The organism is Geobacillus sp. (assembly GCF_017515625.1).
GTDB lineage: Bacteria > Bacillota > Bacilli > Bacillales > Anoxybacillaceae > Geobacillus > Geobacillus stearothermophilus.
On the sequence record NZ_JAFWFM010000057.1, the window covers coordinates 1 to 6,869 of the forward strand.

The following is a 6,869-nucleotide window of genomic DNA, read 5'->3' on the forward strand; positions in this document are numbered from 1 at the left end:
CGATCCGGCCGGCCGATGCCACTTGCCTCTAAAATCCGAGCACTGCTTTAATCAGCGAGGTCGTCTGCCCACCCGGGTACAGGACGTAAAGAAGCAAATACACGATGACCCCCGTCGAAGCGCTGCCGAACCAAATAATGCTCGTCACCGGCCCAAGCCGGCGATGGCGGGAGCGGCTGTCTTTCAGCCCCGTCCAGATCGTCACAAGGCCAAATACGGCTCCCACTGTCGCCAACATGATATGGAAAATAAGAAACACCGTATAATAGACTTTGACATTCTCCGGTCCGCCGAAGCTCGTATTGCCAATAAACAACGTCCGCGACATGTAAATGATAAAAAACAACAGCGCAAAGACGGCGGCGGCCAACATCACCTTTTTATGCGCTTCCGTCCGTTTGCGGCTGATCAAATACCAGCCGTAAGCAACAAGCAAAGCGCTGATCACGATGCAACTTGTGCTGATCGTCGGTAAAATCGCCATCCGTTCTCTCCCTTTCCTTTCAACTCATCCCCTTGCAGCCAACACCGGTTTACAATTTCGTCGGCCGCGGCTCCATACCCATGTTCGGTTCTTTTTCCCGCTCTTTCCGATACCATTCGCTGAAAACAACGAACAGCATGATCCCGTATACGATTTCTTGAATAATTTTCATCAATACCCCGCCGAGCTGTTGGTCATGAAACGGCGACATCGACAAGAACATTTGCGGGCCTGTCAAATCAAGCGACGCCAAAGTCCCTTGCGGCACGCAAAGCGCCAAAGAAGCCATCCATGCCTTCGGGTCGGTGTACGTCGCATAAAGCGGCGTGTCCGTAAAAATGATCAGCGCGCAAGCCGGCGTCAACAGCATACCATTGGCGAAAATGTAGCCCATTTTTTTCAATCCCGACAACGTTTGCCAATCAGGCAGCTTGTTGACAAGCGGCCACCACATGCAAAACGCGGCGACAAAAATGACCGTAGTGACGACAGCGTGCAAAATCATATTCATTTTAACGGTGTCAAAAATCATCGGCACATGGTAAAGCGAAAACAAGCCGTTAAACAGCAGTAGAGCGATGACCGGCTTCGTCAGCAGCTGAAACGGGCGGCGCACCGCGGCGAAACGGAAGAGGCGCTCATACAGCGGCGCCGGAATGCCTAAAATGAAACATTGCGGCACGATCAAATACAGCACCGCCATTTGCACCATATGAGCAGTAAACGATAAATGGCCGAGCAGATCAAGCGGCGAACCTTTGCATACGTAAAGGAGCGCGATGCCGACCAAAAAGTACGCCTTCTGTTTGCCCGGAACCGGATCATCAAGGCCAAAGCGCTGCCGCCATGGCCCGGTGATCCCAATGTACAGCAACGCAACCGCCGCTAACACAAGCAAAAAAAACGGACTCCAAAGGGCGACGGGGCCAAACATTTGCAGCGATTGAAACATACGAATCCCCTCCTGATTTGTCCTTTCCCATTATACTACACGACGCCGCGCCAAGGCTATTGAAAAAGGGGAAACCGGCGCAAAACCGATTCCCCCTTTTCTTACCACCAAATAACTGTTGTAAACGCCCAAACAAGTAGAAGCATAACCGCCACACCGCCGTAAATAAACATCGCCGGGAATTCGTGGCCTTTATGGCTCATATGCATGAAATAATAAAGCTGGAACGCCACTTGCACAGCGGCAAGCAACAAAATAAACGGAACGACAAACCAATGGGAAAACTCTTCGTAACCAACGGCGGCGAAGGCAATGAGCGTCAACAAAATCATCAAAACGAATGCAATCAGTTGATGGCGCATCTCTTCCGCATTTTTGCGGCGACGGTATGCCAAATCGACGCGTTCATTTCCGGAGTTCGTTTGGTTCGCCATACGTTCACCCCACCATTCCCATTAAATATACGACGGTAAAAATGAACACCCAGACGACGTCGATAAAGTGCCAATAAAGGCTCGCGACGTAAAACTTCGGGGCATTATATAAGTTTAACCCGCGCTTGGCATTGCGAATCATCAATGTTAAAATCCAAAGCAATCCAAACGCAACGTGGGCGCCGTGCGTGCCGACGAGCGTGTAAAAGGCGGACGCGAAGGCGCTCGTCGTAAACTTATGGCCTTCATGCACATATTCATTGAACTCGTAAATTTCCAAGCCCAAAAAGCCGGCGCCAAGCAAAACGGTAATGCCAAACCAGAGCTGCATCTTTTTAAAATCAAAGTTTTTCATATGATAAATGGCATACACGCTCGTCAAGCTGCTGGTTAGCAGCAGCATGGTCGCCATAAATACGATCGGCATTTGGAACAGCTCCTCTGCCGAAGGGCCGCCGTTCGTTTTGTCTTTGAGCGCCAAATAGGTGGCAAAGAGAGAGGCGAACAGCACCGTCTCTCCGCCTAAAAACAGCCAAAAACCGAGAAACTTGTTTTTCCCTTCAAGGGTGGCGCGTTCCGGCGCCGCCGGAAACGTCTCGGCTGTCAGTTTTTCTTCCGCATGCATCAGGCGTTCGCCCCCTTCTTCTCAAGCTCAAGCACTTCTTCTTTATGGATATGGAAGCCATGGTCATCGATCACCGAACGCAGCAACATCGAACCGAGTGTGATCAGCAGGCCGAGAATGCCGACCGGCAAGCCCCATCCGGCGTCATTATGGTACGTAAAGCCGAATGCTGCAACAAACAGTCCAAACGAAATGACAAACGGCAAGAACGACGAATTGGGCATATGAATGTCACCAAGCGGTTCAGCCGGCGTCAATTCTTTTTTGCCTTCCATTTTTTCGAGCCAGAAAGCATCAAGCCCGCGGACGAGCGGCGTTTGAGCGAAGTTGTACACCGGCGGCGGCGAAGCGATCGCCCATTCGAGCGTGCGGCCGTCGCCCCATGCATCCCCCGCCGCTTTTTCGCCTTTTACCGTCGTAATCACAATGTTAATAAGTAAAATAACCGTCGCGGCTGCCATAAAGAATGCCCCAACCGTGCTGATCAAGTTGCCGGTTTCCCATCCTTGGTTCGGCAAATACGTAAAGACGCGGCGCGGCATCCCCATCAAGCCGAGGAAGTGCTGGATAAAGAATGTCAAATGGAAACCGATAAAGAACAGCCAGAACGTCATTTTGCCGAGCGTTTCATTCAGCATGCGGCCAAACATTTTCGGCCACCAATAATGCGTGCCGGCAAGCAAAGCGAACACAACCCCACCGACAATGACGTAATGGAAGTGCGCAACAACAAAATAGCTGTCATGGTATTGATAATCCGCCGCCGCCGACGCCAACATGACCCCGGTCACCCCGCCCATGACGAACGACGGAATAAACGCCACCGCATAATGCATTGGCGTCGTAAATTTGATGCTTCCGCCCCACATCGTAAACAGCCAGTTAAAAATTTTCACCCCGGTCGGCACCGCAATCGTCATCGTTGCGACAGAAAAGATGGCGTTCGCAATCGGTCCCATCCCGACGGTGAACATATGGTGCGCCCACACCATGAAGCCTAAGAACGCGATGAGCACGGTCGCAAACACCATTGACGAATAACCGAATAGGCGTTTGCGCGAGAACGTCGCGAAAATTTCCGAGAAAATACCGAATGCCGGCAAAACAAGAATGTAAACTTCCGGATGTCCAAACACCCAGAATAAGTGCTCCCAGATAATCGTATTACCACCGGCAGCGGGGTTAAAGAAGTTGCCGCCAAACAACCGGTCCATCATCATGAAAATCAAAGCAACCGTCAGCGGCGGGAATGCAAACAAGATAAGCGCCGACGTTACAAACGTCGCCCATGTGAACATCGGCATGCGCATAAACGTCATGCCCGGAGCGCGCATGTTGATGATCGTGACAAGGAAGTTAATCCCGCCTATCAACGTTCCAATACCGGAAATTTGCAATCCGAGCGTGTAAAAGTCGACACCGTGGTGCGCTTTCGAATCGAGCGCTAGCGATGCGTACGACGTCCAACCGGCGTCCGGCGCGCCTCCTAAAAACCACGAACAGTTTAAAAACAGGCCGCCGAAGAAAAAGAGCCAAAATCCGAGCGCGTTCAAGAACGGGAACGCAACGTCGCGCGCGCCGATCTGCAGCGGCACGACTGCGTTCATAAAGGCGAAAACAAGCGGCATCGCAGCCAAGAAAATCATCGTCGTTCCATGCATCGTCAGCACTTGGTTATACAAGCCGCCGACAAGGAAATCGTTGTTCGGCTTCGCGAGCTGAATGCGGATGAACAGCGCCTCAAGACCGCCAAGCAGGAAGAAAAATCCTCCGGCGATTAGATACAGATGGGCGATTTTTTTATGATCGACTGTTGTCAAGTAATCCCATAAAACGGCGCCGACACCCTTTTTGCGAGTGATCGTACTCACAGTGAAACCTCCCTTTTATACCTTATTCCACTTTTAAGCTCATTAAATATTTCGTCAACGCATCAATCTGCTCTTCTGTCAGTTCGCCATATGTACCTGTCATTTTGTTTCCAGGCTTTATGCTTTCGGGATCACGCAGCCATCTTTTCAAGTTTTCTTCATTGTGTTCTAAAATGCCGGCAATTCGTTCGCGATCGCCAAAGTTCGCCAAGTTCGGCGCTGTGCGTGCCTGTTCCGGACGCTTGTCTACCGGCGACACGGCATGGCAGCCGATACAGCTTTTGTTGAAAATCGCCTCGCCTTGTTTGGCAACCGGATCCGTCACAACCGGTTTTTTTGCATTTTGCATTTTTTCGACCCAAGCATCAAACTCCGTGCGCGGCAACGGACGCACTTTGAAATCCATCAAGGCATGCGACGGCCCGCAAAGCTCCGCACATTTGCCGTAAAAGACGCCGCCGGCTTTATCTGTCGCTTCTTGGTCAAAGACAAGCCAGAACTGGTTTTTGTTGTCCGTATTTGTATCCATTTTTCCACCGACCGCCGGAATCCAGAACGAGTGTTTGACATCCGACGCGACCAAGTTGAAATACACTTTTTCATTCGTCGGCACGACTAAATCTTGGCTCGTAATAATGCCGTAATCCGGGTACTCAAACTCCCACCAATACAAGTTGGCGCGCACGTTGACCACAACCGTGTCTTTATCACGGTTCTTGTCATTCATCGGCTTGACATCCGCCAGCTTAAACGTCGCCGATACCGTCGGCACCGCCAAAATCAGCAAGAGGATGATTGGAATGACAGTCCAAATAATTTCTAGTTTATGGCTTCCTTCCACTTGCTTCGGAATTTTGTTTTCTTCCCCCTTGCTCCGCCGGAAGCGGATGACAACATAGACGAAAATAATCGCTACAACGACAATGACGAGCACCATGATCGACGTGCTCAGCAACATGAGCGAGTACTGCATGTCCGCTACTTCGCCGGCAGGCTGGAGCGTCGACAAAAACGGCTTGCCGCAGCCGGCGAGCAACAGCGCCATCATTCCAAACAAAGAAAGTAAGCGCCAGTTACGCAGCCCTTTGTTCATAGCCTAATCAAACCCCTCTTTCTTTGATGTAGAAATATATACAAATTCTTTCATGATGAAAGAGATGAAAGAATTTCAAACGTTTACCATAAGGTGGCGATCACCATCGCCACGAATAGAATTGTCAAATAGTTGAGCGAATAGACGAACATCCATTTCGCCCACTTTAAGTCATCTTTCATTTTCAAGCCCCACAGCCCCAAAAACAGCCAGCCGATGTTCAGCAGCGTCGCGACCGTTAAAAACGGCGCGCCGAGCGAGAACAAATAAAACGGCAGCGGCAGCAAACAGGCCACCCAGACGATGATTTGCCGTTTTGTCATGGCGAAGCCGTGAACGACCGGCAGCATCGGAATGCCGGCAGCCCGGTACTCCTCGCACCTCTTCATCGCCAACGCCAAAAAATGCGGCGGCTGCCATAAAAACATGATCAAAAAGAGAACAAGCGGGACGACATGGAAACTTGGGTCAACCGCGGTCCAGCCGATCACCGGCGGCACGGCGCCGGAAATGCTGCCGACGACAGTGTTGAGCGTATAATGGCGCTTCGTCCAAAGCGTATAGAAAAAGACGTACGTCACCATGCCAATGAGCCCGACCACCGCTGCCGTAACCGTTGTTATGAGCAAGCTCATCGTGCCGAAGGCGACCAGGGCAACTCCGAGCCAAAGTACGCGCCGCGGCTCCATCGTTCCAGTTACCGTCGGCCGAACTTTCGTCCGCTCCATATATTGATCGATGTCGCGGTCAATGTAGTTGTTAATGGCGCATGAACCTGCGATGACAAGCGCTGCCCCAAACAGCGTGAAAAAAACGAGATGCAGGTTCTCCAAAAAGTGTTCCCCAGTAAAATAAAACGCCAGCCACATCCCGGCGAACGTCGTAATCAAATTCGAATTGACGATTCCGATTTTCACAACAGACGATAACTCTCTCCAAACTGTCTTGACGCTCACATGCGAGCGATGACCGGCATCGGCCGCATCCTGGTGCACCGCTTTCAATTCGGCCATGTCTCCTGTTCCTCCTCATTGCGCCGCCCGGCGGGCAGACGCCGTGATCTTGGCTCCAATGCCCGAAATACGAAAACAAAAAAACAAAAGAACTAGGCAGGTTTATTTCTCTATATATTAAATCACATTTTTTTCTCATCATGTGAACTTTTTTTGAATAATTTGTGTCAAATTTTTGAATCCGTTAGGCGAAACCGGCCCGTTTGCCTATCCCATTAATATTTCTAGTAAACTTAATCGACTTATTCAATACGCAAAGTGTGAGTAAAATATTTGTGGGTGACATTCCGAAATGATCCCCGACGAGGGTTGCGAACTTTTGTTCGCGACGCTCGTCGGGGCCACCAAGCGAAGCGCGGTAGAAAAAAGCAAATGTCATGCAAAAAGGACTCTCTCC

8 protein-coding genes are annotated in these 6,869 nt (G+C 50.7%); all 8 read right to left on the bottom strand.

The genetic code is table 11. The annotated features are described in order from the left end of the window. Positions 1–28 precede the first annotated feature (28 nt). Positions 29–484, bottom strand: coding sequence for a DUF420 domain-containing protein (locus IKE44_RS03540; protein ID WP_033010275.1), 456 nt, complete (start codon positions 482–484; stop codon positions 29–31). 49 nt (positions 485–533) lie between these two features. Next, positions 534–1,436 (bottom strand): cytochrome c oxidase assembly factor CtaG, encoded by a 903-nt coding sequence (ctaG, locus tag IKE44_RS03545; protein WP_033016186.1) that lies wholly within the window; start codon positions 1,434–1,436, stop codon positions 534–536. A gap of 101 nt (positions 1,437–1,537) precedes the next feature. Then, positions 1,538–1,870 (bottom strand): cytochrome c oxidase subunit IVB, encoded by a 333-nt coding sequence (ctaF, locus tag IKE44_RS03550; RefSeq protein ID WP_033016187.1) that lies wholly within the window; start codon positions 1,868–1,870, stop codon positions 1,538–1,540. A 4-nt stretch (positions 1,871–1,874) separates the two neighbouring features. Further along, positions 1,875–2,495 (bottom strand): cytochrome c oxidase subunit III, encoded by a 621-nt coding sequence (gene ctaE / locus IKE44_RS03555; RefSeq protein WP_033016188.1) that lies wholly within the window; start codon positions 2,493–2,495, stop codon positions 1,875–1,877. Then, complete coding sequence (gene ctaD / locus IKE44_RS03560) at positions 2,495–4,366, bottom strand: cytochrome c oxidase subunit I (RefSeq protein ID WP_033016189.1); 1,872 nt, start codon at positions 4,364–4,366, stop codon at positions 2,495–2,497. Before ctaD ends, ctaE begins: the two co-directional genes overlap by 1 nt. A gap of 22 nt (positions 4,367–4,388) precedes the next feature. Beyond that, positions 4,389–5,459: a cytochrome c oxidase subunit II gene (gene coxB / locus IKE44_RS03565; protein WP_287465018.1), complete on the bottom strand. Its 1,071-nt coding sequence runs from the start codon at positions 5,457–5,459 to the stop codon at positions 4,389–4,391. An 83-nt stretch (positions 5,460–5,542) separates the two neighbouring features. After that, positions 5,543–6,472, bottom strand: coding sequence for a heme o synthase (cyoE, locus tag IKE44_RS03570; protein WP_287465020.1), 930 nt, complete (start codon positions 6,470–6,472; stop codon positions 5,543–5,545). 184 nt (positions 6,473–6,656) lie between these two features. After that, on the bottom strand, positions 6,657–6,869 hold a 213-nt coding region (locus IKE44_RS03575; RefSeq protein ID WP_287465022.1), incomplete at its 5' end, for a hypothetical protein.